The organism is Citrobacter sp. VF227 (genome assembly GCF_052950715.1).
Genome location: NZ_JBRFVF010000052.1, coordinates 1 through 1,225 on the forward strand (window position 1 = coordinate 1; position 1,225 = coordinate 1,225).

The following is a 1,225-nucleotide window of genomic DNA, read 5'->3' on the forward strand; positions in this document are numbered from 1 at the left end:
CGCGGCCCGCGACAGCATGTCCCCGCTGCAGGGCGTGGCAATAAGCTGCTCGAGATGGCTGGGCTGACGGGCATCGTAGTAAATACCGACCGGGTCGGCGATCAGGGAGACGGGGATCCCCTGGCGGGCCGGATGGCCGATATAGCCGATGAAACCATCTTCCAGATGCCAGTATGCCACTCCCCGCTGACGGGCCTGTTCTTTCAGCTCACGGCTGCCGGCTTTCTGGCCCCAGCCGAGCAGCACATCCTCCGGTGTCAGTGTCATACCGGTTTTAAACATGTGCAGGGAATGCCCCAGCACCGGCTCAAGCCAGGCTTTCCGGGCAAGGATCCCGGCCGAAACAGTGTAAAATTTCATATACCCTCAATACATCACACTCTGTTCTGCGTCACCGCCGTTTCCGTCTCTCAGTACGTTCAGTCCGCGGTTACATCCCCATGGGAAAATATCCGGAGACCAGGACAGGATTTTTAATTTTTACCGTTTTATTTTGTCCGTCAGGACATAAATTAATCCGGATAAATACGGGTTCTCTGTGCGCGGTATTGATGTCAAAAAATTGCTCAAAGACAACGTGATGCGCAAACCCCACGCTGTCATGAGAACGGGAATTACGATGATGATATCCATTATCAGAAACGCCCCCCAGGGCCAGATTAACATGCCCCCTGGTGGTGGATAATTCAGCGAAAAATGTCAGATATCTTTTTTCTGTATCAGCGTAAAACTGCAGGCCCGTCTTTTCTTTATTTAACGATAATGCAAGGTAGATATTTTTTGAGTTTGCATTATGTATTTTTACCGTTGCCACACCATCCCGGCACGTAATATCGATTGCTGAAAGCGCGTTATTTCTTATCCACCAGGCATCAGGCATTATCATCTGATTATCCACAGGGTTCGACACACTCACATCCTGAATAAAACTCCAGTCTGATATGATATTATCCTCCGCAGACGGCGCGGGTGAAATCAGTCTCCATCGCCGGCCATCAAACTGACAGACGGCCCCGGAAAGCCTTCCGTCAGCGGAATATAATCCGACGTCTTTGAAATAAACCACCCTGCCCGGATCTTCATATAAATGCCGCCGGTGCCATATCACGTTATCATTCAGCGGAACATCCCGGTAAGGATCGCAGAGACACAGCGCATTGCGCCTTTTTCTCCTCAGCGTTTTTCGTGTTAAATCCGCCTTACCCACCGCGGATTCAATCCCCGG

The 1,225-nt window shown here is 50.9% G+C and carries 2 protein-coding genes; both read right to left on the bottom strand.

Annotation, left to right across the window (positions count from 1 at the left end; all coding sequences use genetic code 11):
• Positions 1-360 (bottom strand): capsular polysaccharide export protein, LipB/KpsS family (locus ACU8YC_RS24930; protein ID WP_446895947.1); only part of this gene is annotated, 360 nt, incomplete at its 3' end.
• 70 nt (positions 361-430) lie between these two features.
• The coding region (locus ACU8YC_RS24935) for a hypothetical protein (RefSeq protein WP_446895948.1) at positions 431-1,225 on the bottom strand (795 nt) is incomplete at its 5' end.